The sequence below is a fragment of the Grimontia kaedaensis genome, assembly GCF_023746615.1.
GTDB classification, from domain to species: domain Bacteria; phylum Pseudomonadota; class Gammaproteobacteria; order Enterobacterales; family Vibrionaceae; genus Enterovibrio; species Enterovibrio kaedaensis.
On record NZ_CP082275.1, the window covers coordinates 293318 to 316484 of the forward strand.

General features: G+C 49.8%; 18 protein-coding genes and 1 pseudogene. 2 read left to right on the forward strand and 17 right to left on the reverse strand.

Annotation, left to right across the window (positions count from 1 at the left end):
- Positions 1 to 2: 2 nt before the first annotated feature.
- From K6Q96_RS01480 to K6Q96_RS01555, 16 genes and pseudogenes are all read right to left on the reverse strand, one after another.
- Positions 3 to 1046 (reverse strand): glycosyltransferase family 4 protein, encoded by a 1044-nt coding sequence (locus K6Q96_RS01480; RefSeq protein ID WP_251877256.1) that lies wholly within the window; start codon positions 1044 to 1046, stop codon positions 3 to 5.
- The gene (locus tag K6Q96_RS01485; protein ID WP_251877258.1) at positions 1046 to 1858 is read right to left on the reverse strand and encodes a putative capsular polysaccharide synthesis family protein; all 813 of its coding nucleotides are present in this window, start codon (positions 1856 to 1858) and stop codon (positions 1046 to 1048) included. Before K6Q96_RS01485 ends, K6Q96_RS01480 begins: the two co-directional genes overlap by 1 nt.
- Positions 1855 to 3099, reverse strand: a complete 1245-nt coding sequence (locus tag K6Q96_RS01490; protein ID WP_251877260.1) for an O-antigen ligase family protein — start codon at positions 3097 to 3099, stop codon at positions 1855 to 1857. The genes K6Q96_RS01485 and K6Q96_RS01490 overlap by 4 nt, the downstream gene beginning before the upstream one ends.
- Positions 3083 to 4135, reverse strand: coding sequence for a glycosyltransferase (locus K6Q96_RS01495; RefSeq protein ID WP_251877262.1), 1053 nt, complete (start codon positions 4133 to 4135; stop codon positions 3083 to 3085). Before K6Q96_RS01495 ends, K6Q96_RS01490 begins: the two co-directional genes overlap by 17 nt.
- 226 nt (positions 4136 to 4361) lie before the next feature.
- Positions 4362 to 5771 carry a sulfate adenylyltransferase subunit CysN gene (gene cysN / locus K6Q96_RS01500; protein ID WP_251877264.1) on the reverse strand — a complete coding sequence of 470 codons (1410 nt, stop codon included), beginning with the start codon at positions 5769 to 5771 and terminating at the stop codon, positions 4362 to 4364.
- Positions 5772 to 5828: 57 nt separating this feature from the next.
- Positions 5829 to 6746 carry a sulfate adenylyltransferase subunit CysD gene (cysD, locus tag K6Q96_RS01505; RefSeq protein ID WP_289623563.1) on the reverse strand — a complete coding sequence of 306 codons (918 nt, stop codon included), beginning with the start codon at positions 6744 to 6746 and terminating at the stop codon, positions 5829 to 5831.
- A 13-nt stretch (positions 6747 to 6759) separates the two neighbouring features.
- On the reverse strand, positions 6760 to 7731 hold the full coding sequence (locus K6Q96_RS01510; protein WP_251877265.1) for a DHH family phosphoesterase: 972 nt from the start codon (positions 7729 to 7731) through the stop codon (positions 6760 to 6762).
- A gap of 30 nt (positions 7732 to 7761) precedes the next feature.
- Positions 7762 to 9981: a GumC family protein gene (locus K6Q96_RS01515; protein ID WP_251877267.1), complete on the reverse strand. Its 2220-nt coding sequence runs from the start codon at positions 9979 to 9981 to the stop codon at positions 7762 to 7764.
- Between the two features lie 61 nt (positions 9982 to 10042).
- Positions 10043 to 10567: a polysaccharide biosynthesis/export family protein gene (locus K6Q96_RS01520; protein ID WP_434802152.1), complete on the reverse strand. Its 525-nt coding sequence runs from the start codon at positions 10565 to 10567 to the stop codon at positions 10043 to 10045.
- Entirely contained in the window at positions 10564 to 11772 is a 1209-nt protein-coding gene (locus K6Q96_RS01525) for an outer membrane beta-barrel protein (protein ID WP_251877269.1), read from the reverse strand. Before K6Q96_RS01525 ends, K6Q96_RS01520 begins: the two co-directional genes overlap by 4 nt.
- Positions 11773 to 11781: 9 nt before the next feature.
- Positions 11782 to 13179: an undecaprenyl-phosphate glucose phosphotransferase gene (locus K6Q96_RS01530; RefSeq protein WP_251877271.1), complete on the reverse strand. Its 1398-nt coding sequence runs from the start codon at positions 13177 to 13179 to the stop codon at positions 11782 to 11784.
- Between the two features lie 424 nt (positions 13180 to 13603).
- Positions 13604 to 14896 carry an HlyD family type I secretion periplasmic adaptor subunit gene (locus K6Q96_RS01535; RefSeq protein WP_251877274.1) on the reverse strand — a complete coding sequence of 431 codons (1293 nt, stop codon included), beginning with the start codon at positions 14894 to 14896 and terminating at the stop codon, positions 13604 to 13606.
- Complete coding sequence (locus K6Q96_RS01540) at positions 14893 to 16602, reverse strand: type I secretion system permease/ATPase (protein WP_251877276.1); 1710 nt, start codon at positions 16600 to 16602, stop codon at positions 14893 to 14895. The genes K6Q96_RS01535 and K6Q96_RS01540 overlap by 4 nt, the downstream gene beginning before the upstream one ends.
- A 125-nt stretch (positions 16603 to 16727) precedes the next feature.
- On the reverse strand, positions 16728 to 17345 hold the full coding sequence (locus K6Q96_RS01545) for a calcium-binding protein (RefSeq protein WP_251877278.1): 618 nt from the start codon (positions 17343 to 17345) through the stop codon (positions 16728 to 16730).
- A 318-nt stretch (positions 17346 to 17663) separates the two neighbouring features.
- Positions 17664 to 18173 (reverse strand): annotated as a pseudogene (locus K6Q96_RS01550) (calcium-binding protein).
- A gap of 264 nt (positions 18174 to 18437) precedes the next feature.
- Entirely contained in the window at positions 18438 to 19115 is a 678-nt protein-coding gene (locus K6Q96_RS01555) for a LuxR C-terminal-related transcriptional regulator (protein WP_062665885.1), read from the reverse strand.
- A 356-nt stretch (positions 19116 to 19471) separates the two neighbouring features.
- Between K6Q96_RS01555 and K6Q96_RS01560 the strand changes: the two genes are divergently transcribed.
- Positions 19472 to 20005, forward strand: coding sequence for a single-stranded DNA-binding protein (locus K6Q96_RS01560; RefSeq protein WP_251877279.1), 534 nt, complete (start codon positions 19472 to 19474; stop codon positions 20003 to 20005).
- Positions 20006 to 20078: 73 nt separating this feature from the next.
- On the opposite strand, the gene K6Q96_RS01565 is transcribed toward K6Q96_RS01560, so the two are convergent.
- The gene (locus K6Q96_RS01565; protein ID WP_251877281.1) at positions 20079 to 20957 is read right to left on the reverse strand and encodes a LysR family transcriptional regulator; all 879 of its coding nucleotides are present in this window, start codon (positions 20955 to 20957) and stop codon (positions 20079 to 20081) included.
- 144 nt (positions 20958 to 21101) lie between these two features.
- On the opposite strand from K6Q96_RS01565, the gene csrD reads away from it, so the two are divergent.
- The gene (gene csrD, locus K6Q96_RS01570; protein ID WP_251877283.1) at positions 21102 to 23054 is read left to right on the forward strand and encodes an RNase E specificity factor CsrD; all 1953 of its coding nucleotides are present in this window, start codon (positions 21102 to 21104) and stop codon (positions 23052 to 23054) included.
- Positions 23055 to 23167 lie beyond the last annotated feature (113 nt).

Consider the following 23167-nt stretch of genomic DNA (forward strand, 5'->3'; position numbering starts at 1 on the left):
GGTCAGGCCTCATAAATTAACAGCAGCGCATCACGTTGTTTTTCAGCACTGAAATTATGGTTAAATGCATCAATGGCTTGCTGATAGTGCGGATGATCAGGGCGCTTACAATAGTTCACGATTTGCTTGGCCATCGTATCCGGCGAGCTCACCATAAACGGATAGTGCAGGTTTTGGGTGGCACCAATAATGCGTAATACCATTGGAATCCGAAGCTTGGCAGCTTCCAGTATGGTGAGGGGCATGCCTTCCCACGCGGCGGTATGAAGGTATAAATCTGCACTATTCAGGGTTTGCATCAGTTGCTGGTGGGGGATCATTCCGGTGACCTCCACGCCCGCTTCACGAAGTGCTTTTTCCATGTCAGGGTCGCCACCTCCCAACCAATGCAGTTTGATTTGGCTTGACTCAGGGTGCTCACTGAGGCTGGAAATGGTGTCCAGCAGGAACTGCGGGTCTTTTTGGGGGGATATTCGCCCTACTACCATCACATTGAAAGGCGGCGCTGTGCTCTCGACATCAGTTGAAGCTAACTCTTTATTAAGGTCTGCGTAGTTATTGAGATGCACCGCTTTCTTGGCGCCAAGCTCAAGGCCAAGCTCACACTCCCTTTCGCTGCAGCCTGCAATCATGTCGATGCGGGAAAGCCCCAGCTTTTCAAGGCGTATGTACACTTCCTGCATGAAATCAGCTATGTCACGGCGCTCGAACGCATAACAGTGTGGGGTGTAGACGATCTTGGTGTTGCCCTTTTTAGGGAGGAAGCGACCCAGAAATCCGGCAAAGCTGGAATGAAGGTGGATCACATCCGGTTGGATTTGGAGAACCGCTTTTCTTGCTTCACGGAAAAAAGACAGTAAGCCGCCTTCCATGGTTCGGACATCATCGAATAGGGTAGTGATCGCCATACCGGTATCATCATCAGGGCGTAATCTGGCAAACAGATGATGACGAATCGGATCCCCTTGGGTTGATTTCGCATAACTGCACAATGCTGTCTGGATACCGCCGCCAAACGCTTCCGTAATATGGAGAACGGTTTTCATCACTGCTCCCATTTCTTTTTAAATTGAGCGATTTCCTCTTCACTGTAGACGGAGCGATACAGTGGCGCATCATAGAGGTGGAATAATTGCTCAAACGGATAGGTTTCCTTAAAGCGTTGATAAAGAGCCGAGTACCATTTATTGGAGGCTTCATTGCTTGATTGCAGTTTAAAGTCCGGCAGTTCGAGAAATTCGCCAATCACTTCAGTTGACTGATTAATGGCTTCACATTTCATTAGCAGCACATCGCAGCCACCTTGCTCGATGCGCCAATGGGTTTGCGCTGGATCCTGAACGTGTTTCAGCACATCAATGTTGAACTGACGCTTTAATTCCCTGTTAAACCAATCCGTGAAGTAATCCAGACGCATCTGGGTTTCAAAAGCATCTGTCAGGTGGTGCAGCGTGGCATCCATGTCGCCGTGAATGGCTTCGTTCTTTTTGCCGGCAATGAACTGGATGTGTAGATCCTGAAAGAAACGGGAGACCACGGTGGCGATCGGGTCGCGCACCAGAGTAATGATTTTCAGGTGATCGCGCTTTTGCAGAATACGTCTACGATGAGACAGCGTGAGCTTATATGCCGCACGGATAGGCCAGTCAAAAAAACAGGCCACATCATCGGTATTGCGGTACATCTGAAATTCTTCGTTATCGTCGAACGTATGGATGTGCCAGCTTGGAATGCCTGCATGCTCAAGGGATGCTTCAATAGATGATGAGCCAACCTTGCCCATTTGGTAAACCAGGACAAAATCCGGCGCGTTCAAGGTTTGGTCAAAAGCGCGCTGTCGGGCTAGGCTGAACTTCATTTTTTATCCTCTTGAAACTCGGTAGTAGAAAGCGGCGTCACAGCGTCCAGAGATCCCGTTGAAGAGATGGATGCACTGGGCAAAGGTTTTGGCGCTGTACGCGTATTGATGAAAAAGGGAAACAGGAACATCAGCATGATGGTGCTGTTAACGGCCACAAACAGCACCATGGCAAGAATATAAACTGCCAGCAAGAATGACACCGGATTGATAAAGCGTTGCCTGAAAAGGTGGCGAAGGCCAAGCAGAAAGCCGCCAATAAGAATGGACAGTCCTACAAAGCCATACTCAATTGCCACATCGAGAGCAAAGTTATGGGTATAAATGGCTAATTCCTGATTTTGGAAATAATTGGCGATATAGACCGGTAGCATTTTGGGGCCGACACCAAAAATGGGGTATTCAAGAAACAGGGAGAAGCCGTTGGCTAACAGCAGTTTACGCCACAATTCGGAATCCCAGCGTGCCTCATGTTGGTCCGCAAACAGAATGTCGAATTGGGTAAATTCGAGCTTATCGAGGATCGCGTGTGTGCCAACCATATACCAAACGGAAAACAGTACCAGCAAGCCTCCCACCAACCCCAGAGTGCCTAGCGCAAAGGCAGTCTGACGAGAGCGAGGATGGGTCACTTCGCGGCAGAAAAGTACGTCGCAGGCGATCAGTGCTGCGATACCCAACAATGCTTTGCGCTCGCCAGACATCAATAACATCACCGCTGCAGCAGCGAACAACACATGGCCGAAGCGGATTTGGTTGCGCAGTGTGTAGAGTAGGGCGCAGGTAAAACCAAAGAAATACTTGGTGTTCCCCAGTTGCTTGAAATCATTGAACGCGGGGTGCATCAGGTGCCAACCTGCGGTGTAAAGTGCGCCGATAAAGGTGTACACCGCAACCAGTCCGAGAAAACGCGGCGAAGCGAGCAACCTTGCTTGGTGTAACACACCTAGGAACGCTGCTACAGAGAGCCATTGGATCATTTCTATGATCACCAGCTTTGGCGGCACACTGTTTATGAGCCCCGTCAGCATGATGTAGATGAAAAAAACGAAGATGAAGCCACTGGCCTTCACGGTTGATTGCAACAACAGGCCACGAATGGCAATGATGCCAAGAAATCCAATAGAGGCTATGCCTAAAAAGTCAGCGAGATAAAGGCTGATCCCGGCGACGCTGATTTTTGTGGGAACAAAAAACAGAACGACAGCGAGTGCTGCAAAATGCTCAAGAGGTTTTGTCATCCGCTAGCTCCTGATAAGCCTGATAATACTGTTCGCGGAACGTCTCCAGCTTATAGAGCTGGCAACGTGACAAAGAGCGTTTTGAAGCTTGAGTGTATATCTCTGGCTGTTCACAGATGGCAGTGATTTTCTCAGCCAGTACTTTATCGTCGCCTAAGGGGAAGAGGTATTCTTCAGTGCCAATAACCTCGTCAATGCCCTGAACATCAGATGCCAGTACGGGTAATCCTGCCGCCATGGCTTCCACAGCCGCGAGACCAAATCCTTCAATAATGGTGCTCTGCACATAGATATTCAGCCCGTCCAAAAACACCGGAATATCCGAGCGCACGCCATGAAATACCACACGATCTTCAAGACCCAGCTCTTTGACCAATGCTTCGTATTCCCCTCTGCGCTCTCCGTCACCGGCAAGGTGAAGCTCATAACGGGCTGGCAGTATGGCAAGCGCACGAATGAGCGTTGGGTGATCTTTATAGGGGTGCAGCCGACCTGCCATACCGATTCGGATGGGGGCGTCTTGAACTGGCGCTAGCTTCTCTCGCATGGAAAATTTGCTGAGGTTGATGCCATTCAGGATGACTGAGTAATGCTTTCTCCAGTGGGGAATGAAATCCTCCAGCGCATTTTTCACCTGCCCGGTGATGCACACGGTTTTGTGATAGCGCCAATAAAGCAGCCACTCGAAGGGCTTCATCCAGATGTGATCACGGCGGCGGTTGTGTGAGTTGTGCTCTGTTTGAATCAGTTTCTTTCCGATGGCTGCCAGTGCCAGATAGATAGAGGGAAATAGGTGACCATGCACTACATCGGCCCATCTTAAAATTTGCCACTTCTCCTTTAAAGAAAGCGACTTCCAAACAATGCATTCAATATCGGCAGCTTCCAGCTCGGCAGACAGGTCGTTGATGTCGTCCAATATCACGACCTTGCTCTCATAACCCTCTTGCGTTGGGCACACTAAATCAACGACAAAGCGCTGTGCTCCGCCGTTTCGTGACAGATCATTGATAATGTGCAGTATTTTTACCGCCATGATGGCACTTCTCTCTTCCCCGAGGTCTATTGACCTTTATGGGTTAAATTTTGATCTAGCTATAAGCGTTTTTGGGGATTTCTCCTGCGTTATTGGCTTCTCATTTAGGCCAGCTACATGAGAAGCCTCTGCCTTGTATAAAGTCCCCAAAAACTGCGCCAAAATCATCACCAAAGGTCAATGGACCCTCGCCTTTAGCGTTTACATATCCCCGTAATCACCCCAATCATTCGACCGATTTGGTTTCCCATTCTGGGTAGTGCTCGCGGATGTAGCGGTTCAATGCAATTTCTGCTGCGGTGTAGGTACGCTTTGCTTTTTGTTCATGTGGCGCGTGGAGTGCTTCCACCATGCCTGCTCCCACCGTGATATTGGTGAGACGGTCAATCACAATGAACGCACCTGTTTTATGATTCAGGCTGTAGTTATCTGCCGCAACAGGCGCATTGAGGTGAAGGTTAGCTTTGCCTATCTCGTTCAGCGCTAATTCACTGGCGGGCAGTGTTTCAAAACTGTTTATATCGACTTTATGCTCAATGGCGGTTATACGACCTGTCACGTTATGACTGGCGAACTTGAAGTCATAATCACGTTTCGTCTTCATAGTGTCCTGCGACATCCAGACAATGCTGGCGCTCAGGCTATCAGTGACAGTCGGTGCAGTGTCTGGATGAACCAGCATGTCACCTCGGGAAATATCGATTTCGTCTGCCAGCGTTACCGTCACAGCATTTTTAGGTGCGACAGCATCAAGCTCGCTGTCATAGGTCACAATAGAGGTTACTGTACTCTGCTGACCAGACGGCAGTGCCATCACAGTATCGCCCTTGCGCAGGATGCCGGAAGCAAGAGTGCCGCAGTAGCCACGGAAGTCGAGGTTAGGGCGGTTCACAAATTGAACGGGGAAGCGCATCTGGTCGAGGTTTTGGTCGCGGCTGATTTCTACGCCTTCGAGCAGGCCCATTAAAGATGGCCCCTTGTACCAAGGCGTGTTTTCACTGGCACTGACCACGTTGTCACCTGCCAGTGCTGAAATCGGCACGTAGCGGACGTCTTTGATGCCCAATTGGGAAGCCATTGCCTGATATTCTTCCTGGATGGAATCAAACACGGTTTGGTCAAAATCGACCAAATCCATTTTGTTCACAGCAACAACCACATGTTTGATGCCAAGCAGGCTCACGATGTAGCTGTGACGACGGGTTTGGGTCAGTAGCCCTTTACGAGCATCAACCATCACAATCGCGAGTTCACAGTTAGATGCACCCGTCGCCATGTTGCGGGTGTACTGCTCGTGCCCTGGACAATCAGCGATGATGAATTTACGTTTTTCGGTTGAGAAATAGCGGTAGGCCACATCAATGGTGATGCCCTGTTCACGCTCAGATTGAAGACCATCAACCAATAACGCCAGATCCAGCGCTTCCCCGGCGTTACCGACGCGTGCATTGTCTTTGTGAAGACTGGTCAGGTGGTCTTCAAAAATCAGTTTGGTATCAAACAGCAGACGACCAATCAGGGTCGATTTACCGTCATCTACGCTGCCGCAGGTCAGCAGGCGCAGCAAGTCCTTGTTTTCATGCTGATGAAGATAGGCTTCGATGTCCGATGCGATCAGCGATGAGCTATGACTCATGAGTCACTCCTTGTGCAGGCAAGCAAATGTTTAAATGGTTTTCGAGGCTTATAATTTTTAGAAGTAGCCTTCGCGTTTTTTCTGCTCCATGGAGCCCGCCTGATCGTGGTCAATCACACGGCCTTGTCTCTCTGAAGTTTTGGTTAACAACATTTCCTGAATGATTTCCGGCAAGGTGGCGGCGGTCGATTCGACAGCGCCAGTCAGCGGATAACAACCCAGCGTGCGGAAGCGGACAGATTTCATTTCCGGCTTCTCGCCTTTTTCCAGTGGCATACGGTCATCATCCACCATGATCAGAGTGCCGTCGCGCTCAACCACTGGGCGCTTCTCGGCAAAGTACAGCGGTACGATGTCGATGTTTTCTAGATAGATGTATTGCCAGATATCCAGTTCGGTCCAGTTGGATAACGGGAACACACGGATGCTCTCGCCTTTGTTCACTCGGCCGTTGTATACGTCCCAAAGTTCCGGGCGCTGGTTTTTCGGATCCCAGCGGTGGTGCTTGTCGCGGAACGAGTAAACACGCTCTTTTGCGCGGCTTTTCTCTTCATCACGGCGCGCGCCGCCGAAAGCGGCATCAAAGCCGTATTTATCCAACGCCTGCTTCAGCGCTTGGGTTTTCATCACGTCGGTATGTTTGGCACTGCCATGGGTAAATGGTCCCATGCCCATGTCCACGCCCTCTTGATTAATGTGAACCAGAAGATCGAGGCCATGACGCTTTGTGAACTCATCACGAAAGGTGATCATTTCCTTGAACTTCCAGGTCGTATCGACGTGGAGAAGCGGAAACGGCGGTTTACCCGGGTGAAAGGCTTTCATCGCAAGGTGGAGCATAACTGCCGAATCTTTACCGATGGAGTAAAGCATCACAGGATTGTCGAACTCAGCGGCGACTTCCCGGATGATGTGTATAGACTCGTTCTCAAGCTGCTTGAGATGGGTTTGGTTTAGCGAAATCATGTCCACCATGGTCAGTCCTTTTTTACGTATCCAGCGGGTAACGCTGGTGGAACGCATCAATAAAATCGTTGAGCAATTCAGCCGGCAGGCAGTTAATGCCTGCTGCCGCTTTTCGGCCACCGCCCGTTGGGAAAGAGGCAGCCAGTTCATCAGCACCTACGCGTTTTTTCAGCGGTGCGCGGATGCTAACCAGATAATTACCGTCAGCCTTTGCCGTGATCACCGCATTGGCGACCTCCGGGTCACGGTTGGTTAAGTCGTTGGAATAAACCCCGCTGATGCGGCGCGCCCAGGCTTCATCCGGCAGCATAAATACGCGGGATCCTGCTCGCTCGGAGTAAGGCATAATCGCCGCAGCTTTTTCGCTGTCACCGATAAAGCCGTCTTCGAGTGTGGCGTAAACGTCCGGACGCTCAGCAATGAAATTAAATGGCGATGGATAAGCTGCCATTAGCCGGTAAATTTCCGCGGGTGCGAACAGCAAATCGCTGAGCGATGAGCCATAGCCGTTGTAGTTAAGATAAGTACCGAATTGCATCAGCTTGATGCGGTCTTGATCGCACAGGCCTGATTTATTGGCCAGTGTGTCAGCGGTAGCAATCATGTTGTCGCCATACGCGCCAACCAGTGCCCACTCGCGGTAACGGCCATCCAGCAGTTTGTCGATTATCAGACTGGTGCAGGTATTTGCGGCGGTGTTGATATGTGTGGTCAGCGACGCATGATCCGGCACTTCTCCCGGGTTATGGTGGTCGGCGTAAAATACACGCACGCCCTGTGACAATAAGTTATCTAGCGCAGCGCGGTTTTTCTCCATTGCCACATCCAACACAGTCACGTCTTGGGCGACAGCGGGATCGACCTGTTTCAACAGGGCGATATCACGCTTTACCCCGGTGATAAGTATGCTGTCTTTTGGGGTGGCGAGGCGAAGCTGAAGCAGGGCGCAAATCCCGTCAGCATCGCCGTTAAAAACATCAAAACTGGTTTTCATTGGTATTGTTAATCCTTGTTCTGAAAGCGATTAACTCGCTTCCAGTGTTTCGTCATCCTGCTTATTATTGTTGTAATAACCATAGTGCAGCTTGTATTTTTCCTCCGCATATTTAGCGGAGAGTTGGTTAAGCACCACACCATCTATGGCGATGTCATGACGAACAAGTTGGCTGATCGATCGGTTGACCTGTTTCTCCGTGGTCGCTTCTGCTTTCACCACCAGGATCATGCCACCAGCTAGACGCCCCAGAATCAGTCCATCGCTCACCACCTGTACCGGTGGAGTGTCGAGAATGATCCTGTCATAGCTCTGTTTTAGCTGGTTGATCAGTGCCAAGAACTTGGTTGAACCCAGAAGTTCCTGCGGGTTTTGTGGCAACAGGCCAGCAGGCAGGATATCGAGTTGCGTTTCATCATCGTGATAGATGCAATCTGTCACTGGTGCGCCCATCACCAATACATTACTCAGTCCCGCTTGGTTGCGTGGCAAGCCATAACGTTGTCCGACAGCAGGCATTCGCAGGTCGCAGTCAATCAAGAGCGTGCGTTCCATCTTGGCAAGGGACTGGGCGAGGCTCATCGCCACGGTGGTCTTGCCTTCAGACGGCAGTGAAGAAGTCACTGCTAGCACATTACGTTTACTGTTGGTCAGCGTTAGCAGAATAGAAGTGCGTATAGTCCGAACCGACTCACTGAATAGCGCTTCATCCGGATCCAAATAGATAGTGTGATCAAGCGGTGCGTTCTTGAATCGCTTCGCCTTTACTCGGGGCAGAAATCCTAGGTGCTGCAATCCCAGCTTCTCCTCAACATCGTCAGGTTTTTCAATGGTGTTGCGGTAAGCATCCGCTAAAAACGCACCGACGATACCGAGCAGCAGGGCGAATGCGGCGCTGATCACGATCAATTTGCCCGTCTGAGGGCTGGATGGATGTTGAGGGACAGCCGCACGATCCGTGAAGCGCGCGTTCACTGCGTCGAAGTCACCAGCCACCGTTGTTTCTTTCTGACGATTCAGGAAGAGGTCGTAAAGCTGACGGCTAGCATCAACGTCACGCTTAAGTGACTCATACTGAGCGCGCTTTGCACTGATATTCTGGTAGTCACGCTTTTTACTTTCAAGCTGAGCAGCCAAAGCTCGCTCTTGCTGGCGGGCACTGTTGAGCTCTTTTTCAATGCCTTGCGCTAAGCTGTTTATCACCGAATACATTCGCTGGCGGACGGCGTCGAGTTGCGCCTGCGCCTGAATCATCTTGTCATGTTTCGGACCATAGCGTTTGGCAAGCTCGGAAACGCGGCGCTCGGCATCGGTTTCTGCGTTTTTAACGTCACGCACCTGAGGGTGGTTAGAAATTTCCGGTACCGTCATCAGACTGGCACTGGCGTTGTTTTTCAATTGGTCAAACAGACTTTCTGCCGCGACACGACGTTCGCGCGCTTCATTGACGCGGATGGACAGGTTAGTCAGCTCAGTGCCTGCCAGTTGATCGATATCATCAAGCTCGATCAGTCCTTCTTCTTTCAGAAATTTGGCAAGCGCAAGTTCGGTCACGTCCACATTGTCTTTCAATTCGGTAAGGCGCTCGGTGATCCAGAACGAGGCGGTTTGGGTGGCCACCAAACGTGCTTCAAGGTTGGACTCGATATAAGCCTGACCAATGGCATTGGCAACGCTAGCTGCCAATTCAGGATCAATAGATCCAAAGTGGATGTTCACCAGCTGCGTATTGCGGATAGGCTCAATCGTCAGGTGAGATTTAAATTTGTTTAGAACGGCCTGACGGGCAGCGGCCTCATCTGTCAGTTCTGACGGAGAAACCGGCTCAGGAAGGAACTGCTGCAACGGTCCGATTTGATGAAGAAAGGCCAGCAGTTTATCGCGGCCTGTAAGCTCGCCAATCTCATTATTGAATTCCCTGATGTTGGCGATGCCAAGCTCTTCAATCACTTTTTCAGCGATGTGATTGGAGCGCAAGATCTCAAACTGGGTTTGATAATATTCTTTCTGGCTGGTATCGAGGGTATACACTTCTTCGATAGATACCGCCTTGTTAGCTTCCGATTCAATGAGTAGGGTAGCAGTCGCACGGTAAACCGGAGTAATAGCAAGAATAAGCACTGTTGCAGCCAAGGTAACCGCCGCTACGAACATTGCAATCGGCAACCAATAACGCAGGATGATGCCGACGTAACGCTTGAGATCGAGACGCGCTGGTTCATTGGCCGGGTTAGGCTCGATAAGTTTCATGATGTTTACTAGTCCTTTTAATCTTCCGTGCGCAAAAAAACTTTTCTGTTCGGCTGGCTTCTTAGAAGAAGCTCTGGTCTACAACGATGATGTCGCCTGGGCCTACAGATTTAGAGAGGCCAACGTTGTTCTCTATTTTTCCGCTTTTGGCTTCTGTCTGCTGAATTTTGTTTCTTGAAGCGCGATCTGTGAAACCGCCAGCAATAGCAATCGCCTTGCCAATGGTTAAACCAGGTTGATAGTCATAGCCACCAGGGTGATGCACTTCACCATTGACATAAAACTTACGGAACTGGATGACGTTGACCGTCACTTTTGGGTCAATGAGATAGTCGCCTTTCAAGCCTTTTTGAATGATTTCCTGTAGTTGTCCGACGGTTTTTCCTGCTGCTTCCAGCCTGCCGAGATAGGGATAATCAAATCGCCCACGGGTGCTGAGAAGAATGTCCATGGAGAGGTCTTCCTCGCCATATACTTTGATAGAAATCCGGTCACCGTCGTCGAGTACATATTGCTCGTTGTCAGCGTACGCGGAGACTGAAAATGTCAGCAGGGCGAAAAGAATAAAGCTAAATCGTTTGATCACAGGCTCACCTCCATGCCGAGAAAAAATCTTGTTTGATCATAACTATAGCCAGTTAATGTAGAGTCGCGATCAAACCAGCTGACGCCAGCAGTTACGTCCCACCAGCGTGCAATGCTGAAGGTTGCGCTTACGTCAAACTGGGTGTCGTCATCTTTACGAATACCCGGATAGTCATTGTTTCCATACCTGGCGGAGGCTGTCGTTGTCACTAATGGTGTCCATTTATGTTCCCATTCGGCCTTGATAGAACGATCTTTTACGTAGTCTGCTTCGAGGTTTGGGTCTCGGGCAAAGTCCAGCCCTTCAAGGCGAAACTCGCTATAATCGGTCGGCTTCCAACTGAGGTTTAATTTCCAGCTGAACCCATGGAAGTTTGTCCGTTGGTCACTGTCGAAATCTTTATGCTGTAAGCCAAGCAGGAGTCGGCCCTGTGTCTTACCCGTCACGTCCCAGTCAAGACCGCCATATAGCTCAGTATTGTTGCTGTCGCGCGTACCACCTGGACCTGTAAATACATGGTCGTAGCTACGGATTTCGTGACTGAACACAGTGACTGCATGGAAATAGCTGGAGACGGCGTAATAAAACTCACTAGCTATGTAAGGCTGGTCCCAGTTGTAGAACTTGGTGTCGACGGTAACCCCGTTGGTGCGAACAAACACTTCGTCGTCGTAGTCTTTGGCTTCAAAGCCAATAATGCCAACCAAGCGACCCGGAGCGCCACTCGCACCGTAGACATAGCGTGCATAAGCATCATGGCGGCGGAAACGCAGTGGTTCATCCACTCTGAGGCTGGAGCCTTCGGTCAGACCCGTCCCACGTGCTTCACTGGTAACGCTGTAGTTGTAGTCCAGATGCAGACGGTGGCGGATATCGAACAGCCAGAATCCATAACCGTGCAGGTTGTGGTTAACGTAGTTGTCTTCACTGCTGTCGGTAAAACTCACCGCGTCCAGCTCGTAATCAAACTGGTAGGCTGAGCGGCGCTTCTCAAACTTGGCAACCACTTTGGGGATGACTCTGTACATTGTCGAGCCAATCGGATTGGTTTCCGTTCGGCGAACATTGTCATCATGACCACCGCTGACTTCCAGTGTCGGTATGATGTCTATACCGTTTTCTGTCTGGTAAGGAAAAGGCTCTACCGCGATTGCGGAGAAAGGCATCAGACCCACCATACAGAGCCAGAGTTTTGAATACTTCACTCTTTTCTCCTAGTACGCCGTCTTGCCGACAAAGCCTTTGAATACGGTGGCGAAGACAATCTTGATGTCCATCCACAGCGACCAGTTCTGGATGTATTCCAAGTCGAACTGGATACGTTTTTCCATTTTGTCCAAGGTATCGGTTTCGCCGCGATAGCCATTGATTTGTGCCCAGCCAGTGATCCCAGGCTTCACTTTATGGCGCAGCATGTAGCGGTCAACAATGGCGCGGTATTGTTCGTTGTGTGCAACGGCATGGGGTCGTGGACCGACGATAGACATCCTGCCTTGCAGCACATTGAAGAACTGTGGTAATTCATCGAGTGACGTACGTCGGATGAATGCACCAAATGGCGTGACACGAGGGTCATTCTTGGTGGCTTGTTTCACATCGTCACCATTGTCCATCACCGACATGGAGCGGAACTTCCAGACATTGATTTTGCTGCCGTCCAGCCCATATCGGTGTTGCTTAAAGATGATTGGGCCAGGCGATGAGAGCTTCACACCAATCGCAACAGCCAGCAGTACTGGGGAAATTAGGAGTAAGATCAGAATAGAAAGTACAATATCTTCCAGACGCTTTGCCCAGGCGGCTATGCCACTGAACGGGGTGTCGTGAACACTCAAGGTGTGTACATGACCAATGGTCTGCCAGCGGCTGTGAAGTAAGTTGTATGTGAAGAAATCCGGTACCAGATACGTCGTTGCCGTGGTGTCGGCAAACTGGTTCAGGTAACGGGCGATGCGGTCTTTAGCATGCATTGGCATGGCGATGTAGACGTGCTGAAGTTCACCCTGACGGGCTAGCTCAAGTGCATCACTGACTTTTCCCAGCATAGGAGCGGGCAGGGTGCCTTCAATACGGTCGCTACTGCGGTCTTCATAAAACCCAAGTAGCGTGATGCCAAGCGTGTGATTGCGCTGAAATTCCTGCGCCAACTCAACACCATTAGCGGTAGTACCAATAATGACAGCGCTACGGGTGTTGAAGCCATGATTACGCAGGCGGCTAAGTGCTGCTCTCGCCATAAAGCGCCATAGGACAAGACCGACTGCTGTGCCTGCAAACCATAGTGTCATTACAACGCGGGAAAACTCACTACCGCTTTTCGAAAAAAAGAAGTAGGCAACCAGCAGCAAACAAGCGCCACACCACGGTAGCAACGTAGCGACCACTTGCCCTTGGAAGTTACTAATACGCCAAGAACGGTAAAGGTGGGAGCTTTCAGCAAACAGCAAATAAAAAATACAGATTAGTGTAGCAAGGTGCAACCAGGCTTCACTGACTGAACCGAGGTAGAGCTGGCTAACAATTGCGAGTGTGCCGCTGATAACGGCCAAGTCACACAGCCGATAGAGTATTGCAAACTCTGCGCCGTGTGTGCGAATTTTTCTACTGTCCATGCTTTCAACTCTTCTTTTGTGAGCAGCCCCTTTCCGAGCACGTGTTTATTTCATTTCTTATATTTAAAAAGTAAACCACGCATTCCAAGCTCGCTAGCTTAGGTTTGACTTTCAACCAATTGCGTATCTCACGATTTCTGAGGTGTAAGTAAACCAGTATGCGACTGAGCAGAGAAGATGAAGTTTGTCCGATTTTGGCGTGTGACATTTGTACTTCCCTGTCATTACACTATTCACCAAGTCATCAGTGGCTGTTCAGAAATACAGACAGCAGGTGACTTCTATTCCACAAATGCCGTGGCGATGTGTTGAAATTGAGACTTGGCGTTGAATTTAACGGATGTTGAATTCACGCGAATTTGATTGTATTTCATTACCACTCAGCCTTAAGTTTTAGAAAAGACTGAGTGGCTCATGACAGAGATCACTGTTCACGAAATGCGCGATTAAAGCTTTCTGTGAGTGGTTTCAGTAAATATTCGATTGGCGTGCGTGGTTCTGTCAAAAGCATGACCTCTGCCTGCATTCCCGGATACAGTTCAATGCCTTCCAGAATATCGCTAACGTTATCAATGAGTTTGACCCGGGCAAGGTAATAAGCGAGGCCTGATTGCTCGTCGACTAATCGGTCTGCCGATACCGTAAGAAGCTCACCATCCAGCGGCTTTACGCTTCGCATACTGAGCGCAGTCAATCGGATCTGCGCTTTCATGCCGGAGCGAACCTGATCGATATCAGAAGGATCTACCTTGGCTTCGATCACCAGCCCCTCATTGCTGGGGACGATGTCGAGCAATGGTTGCCCGGGAGTAATAACTCCTTCTTCAGAAAAAACCTGAAGATTCAATACCGTGCCAGACAACGGTGCAGAAATCGTGGTGCGGTTGAGGATATCTTTCGAAGAAGCAATTTGTTCATCGAGATCGTAGCGCTCCTGGCGACTTTCACGCAGACCTTCAACGATCTCTTTAATGCGCTCCAGTTCCTGCTCTCTAAGCTGTGCCTGACTCTCTGCTACATTCTGAGCCAAACGACTGGCATTTGCCTGAAGTTGACTGATGGTACTGAGGATTTGTGCCTCTTCACGCTCCAGTCGTAATACTTGTGTTTTACTCACAAAGCCTTTTTCTGCAAGCTGACGGTTACCATCAATCTCTTCACCGATAATCGAGAGGCGACGCTTTTCAATTTCCAGACGCTTCTTCTGGCCTTCAAGCTCCGCATTGTTCTGTGCCAGCTGCTTGTTGATGATCTCTTTCTGTGATTCAGAGAAGCCGCGCCGGGCGGTGAAGATGCGCATTTGGTTGGTCAGTAGCTCTTCGACACGAGGATTATTACGTACTGTCTCGAGCTCTTCTGGGAAGGTGATGGTTTCGAGATTGTCACGCTCAGCTATCAGACGGGCTTCACGCGCCAGGGCATTTCGCTGACGGGAAGTTAGCTGCTCCAACTGAGCCTTTGGCTGGGTTTTGTCGAGATAAATCAAAGGCTGGCCTTTTTCGACCGTCGCCCCTTCAGTCACCAGCATTTTCTCAATAATACCACCTTCAAGATGCTGTACGGTTTTCCGCTGGCTATCAACGGTAACCACACCCTGTGCAATCGATGCGCCTTCCAATGGGCTGAAGATAGACCAAATACCAAATGTACCGAAGAAGAGTGCGATGGTGCCGAAGCCGATAATAATCAGGCGTTTGATGGATGGGATCTCGTTCATTTCTGGCCTCCTTTCTGAGCGATGGCTGCACTTTGCTCAAGGAGCGGTTTCAGTACTTCGTCGCGCTCACCAAAGGCGCGGATTTGAGCATCCTGGAGAACCAATAGTTTGTCCATGGACTGCATCATGCTTGGTCTGTGTCCAACCAGAATGATGGTTGCCTTGCGGGATTTGAGATAGGCAATCGCACGTTGCAGTGCCGCTTCACCAACACCATCTAGGTTTGCATTGGCCTCATCCAGCACAATCAGGCTAGGGTCGCCATAAAGCGCACGAGCGAGGGCAATACGCTGGCGTTCACCACCGGAAAGTCCCAAGCCACGCTCGCCAACGACGGTGTCGTAGCCTTTTGGCTGGCGAAGAATAAGCTCATGGCAACCCGCCAGTTTCGCTGAATGGATGACCATATCTGGGTCACCTTCAGACATACGTGCGATGTTCTGGCGAAGAGTGCCAGGGAAGAGCTCTACATCCTGTGGCAAGTAGCCGCAATGTGGGCCTAAATCGTCAGGGTCCCACTTGGCCACATCCATGTTATCCAGGCGCACGGTACCGGCTGTCGGTGTCAGGTTGCCGAGCATCAGACGTGCGAGCGTTGATTTACCTGTTCCTGAAGGGCCGATAATACCAAGGGCTTCACCTGGTTCCAGCTTGAAATTAATGCCATGCAGTACAGGCTCAGCGCCGCCCGGGTGAAAGTAAGTGACTTTCTCAACCGATATCAGACCTTTCGGTTTTGGTAGCGGCATAGATTTCGCGCGTTCTGGGAAAGCCGGGATCTGTTCTTTCAGGCGCTGGTAGCTTTGACGTGCAGAAATCGCTGTGCCCCAGGCGCTGATAGACTGTTCAACCGGCGCCAGCGCACGTGCCATCAGAATTGAACCTGCAATCATGGCACCTGCCGTCATTTCGTTTTGAATAACAAGGTAGGCCCCCACACCCAGCATCGAGATTTGCAGCAGCATGCGGATGAATTTGGAACAGGCTGTTAGTAATGCACCTTTAGAGTTCGCCGTGACCTGCCCCTGAATACTTTCGCTGTTGAGTGACGTCCAGCTTTTGATGAAGTTTGGCATGATGCCCATGGCTTCGATCGCATCGGCATTTCTTGCTGCAGATTCCGCTTGCTGCATTGCTAGAATAGATGCCTCATTCGCTTTCTTATGCGCCTGGCGTGTGGCCATGTCGTTGATGATGGCGATAGCAAACAGGATTAAGGCACCGACGGTCGCAATCACACCAAGGATAGGGTGAAGCAGGAAAACAAAGCCGAGGAAAACCGGTGTCCACGGTGCATCGAGTGCTGGAATGATGGCATTACCACCGATAAAGGCGCGGATAGCAGCAATGTCGCGAAGGCTCTGTACCGAAGCGGAAAGTCCCTGGCGCAGTTGCAGAGCAATGCTACCACTCAAGATATCTGGGGACAGGCTTTCATCAAACCAGGCGCCAATGCGCACCATAAGGCGGGTCCGTACATTTTCCAGCACGGCCATAGTCAAGAGGGCAAAAATGGTGATCATGCTGAGCAGCAGCAGCGTGTCGATGGAGCGGGAGCTGATCACACGGTCGTAAATCTGAAGCATGTAAATGGGCAAGCACAGCACGAGTATGTTGATAACAAAGCTGAATGCGATAACGAAAATCAGTGCCTTTTTGCATTGCCCAAGCGTGTTTTCTAATTGCTTTTGTGTAGTGAGAGACATGTTATATCCGATGACGTTGCATCGCTATACGTATGGATACAGCCACGTAGCGAAAGGTTTAATGAGCCCAAAAAAAACAACCAGCATAGAAAGATACTGGTTGTCTTGAGTATAGCTTGCCTGAGTTAGACGATATTAAAGTCGTCCGCTGACAGGTCTGTTGCGGTGATGTTATTTAGAGTAAGGCTTGAGCCGTCCGCAAGATTGATTACTGTATTGCTGCCCACTTGGTTTATGTCCAGTGATGCAAAGTCGGTATCACCTGTTGCACGGATTACCAGTGTATCGATGCCGACTTCGAAATCGACAACGCGGTCATGGCCAGTACCTTCATCAAAAAGATTTTGGAAAACAAAAGTATCAGCGCCTTCGCCGCCGAAGAGAAAGTCGTTTCCAGTACCGCTAAACAGCCAATCATCACCACTGCCGCCGTACATGAAGTCGTTACCGCTGTTTGCGTAAAGGGTATCGTTCCCCTCACCGCCAAGCAGCTTGTCGTCGCCTTCACCACCTTGGAGGTTGTCTTCGCCTGTACCGCCGCGCAGTACATCGTCGCCTTCACCGCCTTTCAGCAGGTCGTCGCCTTTACCACCGATGACCAGATCGTCACCTGCACCGCCAAGGATTTGGTCATCGCCGTTAAAACCTACGATGCGATCATCGCCACCTAGGCCGTTGATCACATCAGCATCGTTTGTTCCTTCCAGTGATTCTGGATTATTGGTTCCTACAATATCAGCCATTTTTTATATGTCCTTTTGATACTACCTACCTTTGTCTTAACGATGCTCAGGTGACTTTTCACTTCTTCACATCGGCGACTGGCAGACAGGTATGACCACGCCCAACTAGCCGCGATACCACTTTGCAGGAAATGCGTTGAGAAAATTGTCTCAATAGTGATTTAATGAGCGAGATTACTGTCTGATCTGTATGACAGATTTATTGCCTTGGTATGAGACGCATAGAGGGCTTCTGTGATTTGGAGAAACAGTGTTAGAGGAATGAGATCAGGCAGTAGAACTCTGCTGACTGATGTTAATTCTCTGATATAAAAGAGATTAAATGATGTTGAAGTCGCTGGCTGATAGGTCGTCAACATCAATGTTGTTCATGATGATGCTTGAGCCATCGGCCAGACTGAGGAGTGTGTTATTGCCGACCTGAGTCAGACTCAGTGAAGCAAAATCGGTATCACCGGTTGCGCGGGTCCAAACTAAATCGGTACCGATTTCAAAGTCGGTAATACGGTCATTGCCCTCACCTTTACCGAGAATGTTGTCGAACATGAAGACATCTGTACCTTCACCACCGAACTGGAAATCGTCTCCCTTACCGCTGATTAATGCATCATCCCCTTTGCCACCAAAGAGCACATTGCTGCCTCCGCGGGCGTAGAGTAAGTCGTTGCCAATACCGCCGTTGAGGACATCATTGCCTTTACCGCCCTAGACCACGTCATCACCACCAATGCCCAAGATGACATCGTCTTCGAAAAGCGGATCAAATAAATTATCATCATTTGTGCTGCCAAATGTGTCGGCCAGATCTGTGCCTAAGATTACGCTCATAATGCTAACCCTCTGTGAGTGAGATTACGTTTGTCAAATAAGGGGGATGCGCACGTCGACGAGTGAATAGATGTGTCATCGCATCGCATTTATAACTGTGACGCATTGGCGAGCGGGGGCTTGTCTCAGTTCTGAATGAATATTAGACGGATCTAATTAAGTGAAAGTAAATCTAGCGGTTAATCTCAGGCCAGAAAGTGTTCACTGCAGAACACGGCGTCCCTGCTTGATGAAAACCGCAGTGAATGTGGGGGCCGTGGGAATTTAGCCTTGATAGTCCAAACCGATAACTGACAGATTGTTCTTAGCCCAGAACACAGCTTGAACACGGTTCTTCACGTTAATCTTCTTAAAGATGTTGTAGAGGTGCGATTTCACTGTGTGTTCAGATACAAACAAGCTATCTGCGATTTCGCTGTTAGAAGCACCGGTGACCAGTTTGCGGAGGATTTGCTGCTCACGGTTGGTCAGGCAGATTTCTGAGTAGTCGATGGCGTTGTTGTTGTTCTGTTGGTAATAGTGAATGAGCTCAGCCAGTTTCTGACGTGGCAACCAGTATTCGCCAGACAGCATTTTTTCGATGCCGTGACAAAGGTGCTCTAGATCATCTTCTTTTTTGAATACGCCTTTGATAAACGGCCAGCTTGCCAATTCCTTCGCGGAAAGGTCATGCGCATTAAATAGTGCAAACACATGTTGTTCGCTGAAAGGAGCGAGGCTTTGTTTGACGAAGCTAACGGTATCGCCTTCAAAAGCGCTCAGATCAATTAGCACCAGACCAGAAGATGTAGAGAGTTTCTCACTGATTTCTTGTTTCTCTACCAAAGACACAGCGCTCTTAATTTCCTTCTCCAGGCAAGAAATCAAAGCTGTGATGGTCATGCTTGGCTCTGAGACGAGGAGTATCGTGTATTTGTCTGAGGTAGTCTCGATGTTCTGCATGTGTATCCCTAAATGCCTGTAACTATGCTAGTTGCATTCCGACGGTGTGTTCCCGTCTATGAAAACGCATTCGCAGCATTCTAAAGCTCAATGACAATGCGATTCGTATCATTTTTAGAACTAACAACCGAAGCTTTGTGTGTAAAACACGCCCAAACTCATTGTTAGTCTAATACAATTTGATTTCAGGCGCTGATTTCTGCGTAACAGAATTCATTCTTACATAGTAGATTTCATCAGGTTGCATTTCAGTCACACTGTCGACATTAAAGATTGTGACGATTTTTTTTGCTTCTGTTATCATCGCCGTTTACCGTCACCCACGTGATCAATAAATAAAGGTTTGGGAGCAAAATATGGCCAGCCGTGGAGTAAACAAAGTTATCTTGATTGGCAACTTGGGTAACGATCCTGAAGTTCGTTACCTGCCAAATGGCGGAGCGGTTGCCAATTTGACCGTTGCAACCTCAGAAACGTGGCGCGACAAAAACACTGGTGAAAACAAGGAAATGACCGAGTGGCACCGTGTTGTAATGTACCGTCGCCTGGCTGAAATTGCGGGTGAATACCTGAAGAAAGGTTCTAAAGTGTATCTTGAAGGCCGCCTGCAAACCCGTAAATGGCAGGGTCAAGATGGTCAGGACCGTTACACAACAGAAATCGTTGCTAACGAAATGCAGATGCTGGATAGCCGTTCAGGTGGTGGCATGGGCCAAGGTGCACCAATGCAACAACAACCACAGCAAGGTGGTTGGGGTCAGCCGCAACAACCTCAGCAGTCGAACTACCAGCCGCAACAGCAACAACCTGCGCATCAGAAGCCGCCACAACAACAGGCGCCTCAGCAGTACAACGATATGCCAGATTTCGACGACGATATCCCGTTCTAATCATCGCGATATTCGAATCTTCACAACCCCGCTTATCGCGGGGTTTTGTTTTTTGGGAAGTTGTGAAAGTGGCTCAATGGCCGACCTTCTGCTTAAGGAAATCAATGAATAATCGTGTTTTGGTGTGGTTGTACTCAAGTTTCGGATAGTAGGCGTAAGCTGCGCTTTTCGGCTGACGAACGTCTGGCAGTACAGGTACTAACAAACCCTGATCTAGCTCCTTTCTTACCGTCACATCCCCAACCAGAATGATCCCAAGCCCAGCAACAGCAGCATTCACCAGTGCTTCTGGGTTTGGTGAGACAAAGTTTCCACTCAAGCGCAGCTTTCTGCCATGTTCAAACTCGTGCTCTTGTGGGTGGCTGGTGGAGCCATAGAGTAGGCAATTGTGATGCAAGAGTTGCTCGGGATCGACAATCGGCGGATGTTGCGCAAGGTAAGTGGGCGAGGCAAAAAAGCGCGGCTGGAAATCAAACAGCTTGGTTGCGATAAAGCTTGCTGAGTTGAAGTCTGCCAATTCGCGGGTGATAACCACGTCTAGATTGGGGTCTGGGAGCTGCCCCGGTGCGAGAGTATGCAGCTCCACCTGAATATTCGGGTATGCCGAAAGGAACTCCCCGATATTGTTAACCAAAAGACGACTGCCAGTAGCCAGAGGCGCGCCAATTCGCAGCACGCCGCTAACTTCACCGTAAGTGGATGTGGTTTCAGAGACTAATTGCGTCCAGTCATCTAGCAGCAGTTTTCCGCGCTGATAAAACAAGCGTCCTGCATCGGTCATGGTCAGCGTGCGGGTAGTGCGCTTTAACAACTGAACCCCAAGCTGATTTTCCAGCCAGGCCAAACGCTTGGAAAGTGCAGAGCTTGATGTGTTGAGCTTGGTCGCGGCCTGTGCCAGCGAGCCCATCTCTACCACAGTGACATAACTTTTCGCGCAGGTAATCCAATCCATTTATTGACTCATTATCAACCGAGTATCGACTTTGCGTTCACTTTCATAACGGGAACAACGATAATAACTAATTCGAGGCCGATTGGCCTTCTGAACTTATTTTTGCTGAGAAGGGATCAGCAAAACCCTTCATTTGGATAGTACATGAGAAAAGTTGCCGGGATGAAGCTGACCAACAGGTTGGTCGCTTTTGTAACGCTTATTGTTGTTTGTGCCATGTTCGTGCTTTTTATCGGCGGCGCAATCAGTTTTCGCAAGCTGGGGACGGATTTCCTCTCCCATTATCTCAGTAAAGTCGTGGTTGAAATTGATCATGCGATTGCGAACCCAACATCCAATGAAAATATTGGCTTGTGGTTACCTCAACTTCTAAAAGCCAGCGACATTGTCGAATTGGAAATCACCAGTAAGACCGGGCTTCTGTATCATTACGAACAGATCCACACAACAGCCCAGCCCCTGGAGCTCATTGAAAACCGCTACGCTCTGCCGAGCAATCCCGGCTTCTACATTAATATCAAATCGGTGCCGCCATATGCGGACTTCGCTTACTCTATAGGGGCAATGTCCTCGCTCTCCCTTGCAGTATTAGTCATTGTGTTGGCTCTTTCCTGGGGTATCAGATGGCTTCGAACCCAGCTTTTCGGTGCCGAACTGTTAGAGCATCGAGGTAGATTGATCTTAGCCGGGCGAGCGGAAGAAGTGCATACTGGTGACGAACGGGAATGGCCGGCAACGGCTAGTATCGCACTAGACCAGATGATTGCAGAGCTTCGCGAAGCGCGTCAGGAACGTAGTCGCTTTGATACGTTTATCCGCTCCAACACCTTCCTGGATAAACTCACAGGCGCAGCTAACCGCGTGATGTTCGACAACCGTCTGCAAACCCTATTGCAAGATAAAGGCGCGCAGGGTGCTGTGCTGATGATCCGTATTGGTGATTGGGACACCCTTTTGCATGAGTCAGGCAAAGAAGGCGCAGACGAATGGGTGAAAGAAGTGGGTAACGTGTTGTCTAACGCCATCCTTCGTTTCCCTGATGCTGTACTTGCACGCTATTACGACACCGAATTTGCGGTATTGCTGACGCACCAGTCTGCCAAAGACGCCCGTCTGTTTGCCACCCAATTGATGAAAGCACTGGAGCGCCTGACGCCGCCTGAGTGCCTTGAAGAAGAAAACTGGGTGCACCTAGGTATAACCTTCTTTTCCACCGGTGAGCGCCGGGGCCGCCTGATGGAAGAGGCCGACATGGCGAAACGTAGCGCTGTGCTTCAGGGCAGCAATGGCTGGTATGCGTTTAAGAAAGATGTTGTGGCAGACGATGCCCGTGGCAGCGTTCGCTGGCGAACTTTGTTGACCCGTGTGTTTGAAGCGGGTGGCCCTGACCTTTATCGTCAAGTAGTGAAAGATGTCAAAGGCGAGGAGCTGCACACTGAGTTGCTCGCACGCATCAAAGATGAAAATGGCCTGATCATTAAAGCATCCCGCTTTATGAACGGTATCGATCTGGTCGGGATGAACAGCACGTTAGATAGGCGTGTGGTGGGTAAAGCCCTTCACCTTCTTCGGACGGGTGATGGGCGTGAAGTATTGTCCATTAACGTCTGCGCCGAATCGATGGGTCAACGCGCCTACCAAATCTGGCTGCGTGACACCTTGCTACAAACCCCGCGCAGCGTGTTGAACCGTCTGCAAATTGAAATTTCTGAGGCCCCGCTGGTAAAACATTTCGATGCGGTAAGACCAACACTGCGCATGGTTCGCGCGCTGGGTTGCACGGTGGTGGTCGATCAAGCTGGTCGCTCTGTGGTAAGTACCCACTACGTCAAAGATATCCAACCGAAGTACATCAAGCTCCACCGAAGCCTTATTCGCGACATTCACCAGCGACCAGAAAACCAACTATATGTCCGTAGCATGTTGGGCGCCTGTGACCCGACACCAACGCAAGTGCTGGCAGTAGGCGTTGAATCCCAGCCGGAGTGGAAAATACTTCTACAACTTGGGGTTATGGGCGGGCAGGGCCGTTTGCTCGGTGCGGAACTCTCTTCTAGTCCAGCCACGCGAAAGAGGCAACGTTGGCGCAAACAATGATATGGATCGAGCATTGTTCATAAAACGCTCAATTGCGTCATGAAACTGTCGCACGAATACTTATTTTTTGGCGGGAAATTTGATAGAATATAGTGTACTTCAAACACTTTTTT

Bases quoted from the DNA above. Each gene is read 5' to 3' on its own strand.
- K6Q96_RS01490 (WP_251877260.1), bottom strand. From the start codon at position 3,099: ATGACAAAACCTCTTGAGCATTTTGCAGCACTCGCTGTCGTTCTGTTT.
- K6Q96_RS01535 (WP_251877274.1), bottom strand. From the start codon at position 14,896: ATGAACGAGATCCCATCCATCAAACGCCTGATTATTATCGGCTTCGGC.
- K6Q96_RS01480 (WP_251877256.1), bottom strand. From the start codon at position 1,046: ATGAAAACCGTTCTCCATATTACGGAAGCGTTTGGCGGCGGTATCCAG.
- K6Q96_RS01560 (WP_251877279.1), top strand. From the start codon at position 19,472: ATGGCCAGCCGTGGAGTAAACAAAGTTATCTTGATTGGCAACTTGGGT.
- cysD (WP_289623563.1), bottom strand. From the start codon at position 6,746: ATGGTGGACATGATTTCGCTAAACCAAACCCATCTCAAGCAGCTTGAG.
- csrD (WP_251877283.1), top strand. From the start codon at position 21,102: ATGAGAAAAGTTGCCGGGATGAAGCTGACCAACAGGTTGGTCGCTTTT.
- K6Q96_RS01485 (WP_251877258.1), bottom strand. From the start codon at position 1,858: ATGAAGTTCAGCCTAGCCCGACAGCGCGCTTTTGACCAAACCTTGAAC.
- K6Q96_RS01510 (WP_251877265.1), bottom strand. From the start codon at position 7,731: ATGAAAACCAGTTTTGATGTTTTTAACGGCGATGCTGACGGGATTTGC.
- K6Q96_RS01530 (WP_251877271.1), bottom strand. From the start codon at position 13,179: ATGGACAGTAGAAAAATTCGCACACACGGCGCAGAGTTTGCAATACTC.
- K6Q96_RS01515 (WP_251877267.1), bottom strand. From the start codon at position 9,981: ATGAAACTTATCGAGCCTAACCCGGCCAATGAACCAGCGCGTCTCGAT.
- K6Q96_RS01495 (WP_251877262.1), bottom strand. From the start codon at position 4,135: ATGGCGGTAAAAATACTGCACATTATCAATGATCTGTCACGAAACGGC.
- K6Q96_RS01565 (WP_251877281.1), bottom strand. From the start codon at position 20,957: ATGGATTGGATTACCTGCGCGAAAAGTTATGTCACTGTGGTAGAGATG.
- K6Q96_RS01555 (WP_062665885.1), bottom strand. From the start codon at position 19,115: ATGCAGAACATCGAGACTACCTCAGACAAATACACGATACTCCTCGTC.
- K6Q96_RS01540 (WP_251877276.1), bottom strand. From the start codon at position 16,602: ATGTCTCTCACTACACAAAAGCAATTAGAAAACACGCTTGGGCAATGC.
- cysN (WP_251877264.1), bottom strand. From the start codon at position 5,771: ATGAGTCATAGCTCATCGCTGATCGCATCGGACATCGAAGCCTATCTT.
- K6Q96_RS01545 (WP_251877278.1), bottom strand. From the start codon at position 17,345: ATGGCTGATATTGTAGGAACCAATAATCCAGAATCACTGGAAGGAACA.